The 827-nt window shown below is 50.5% G+C and carries 1 pseudogene; it reads right to left on the reverse strand.

The window, feature by feature from the left end:
• Positions 1-827: pseudogene (gene dnaE / locus ACWHAR_RS25385) on the reverse strand (DNA polymerase III subunit alpha); the annotation flags it as partial.

The following is an 827-nucleotide window of genomic DNA, read 5'->3' on the forward strand; positions in this document are numbered from 1 at the left end:
AGACTTGCTGAAGCAGGCTTGACTCCCGAAGCCGCTTATCCAGCTGCGGTGACTGCTGTCTCGCTTCATCCAGCGTCATGCCCGGTCTTGAAGGAATGAGTTTTGCAAGCTGATCTGCCTCCTTCGGGCTGACGCCGAATACTCTGCCGACGTCCCGGAGCGCCGCCTTTGCCGCAAGTGTTCCAAAGGTGATAATCTGTGCGACGTGCATCGCACCGTATTTCTGCTGAACATATTGAATGACTTCATCCCTTCTAGTATCGGGAAAGTCAATATCAATATCCGGCATGCTGACGCGTTCGGGATTTAAAAATCTTTCAAACAGAAGGTGATGCTTAATCGGGTCAACATCTGTGATATACAGCACGTATGCCACAAGAGAACCCGCCGCAGAACCCCTTCCCGGTCCTGTAACAATCCCTTTTTCATGGGCGTGCTTCATAAAATCCCACACGATCAGAAAGTAATCGCTGAACTTCATCCGCTTGATGACATCAAGCTCATATTGAAGACGGCGAAGGTATCGTTCATCAGGCTTGCCGAAACGGCTGCGGAGTCCCTCCATACAGATATCCGTTAAATAATCATCAGCGGACGTTCCGTCTGGGGTCGGAAAAGACGGTAGACGGGTCTGCCCGAGACTGACGTCAACCCGGCATTGTTCCGCGATCTCTACAGAAGCTTGCAGTGCCTCGGGATGCTCTCGATAAATGTTTTGCATTTCTTCGAGTGGTTTCAAATCGAGATCAGGCAAATCTTCAGCGGGTGCATCCGTCAGTTTTTCCCCCGCTTTAATCGCTTTCAAACAACGGTAGGCAGCCTTATCT

This window comes from Bacillus sp. LR--39, assembly GCF_053613335.1.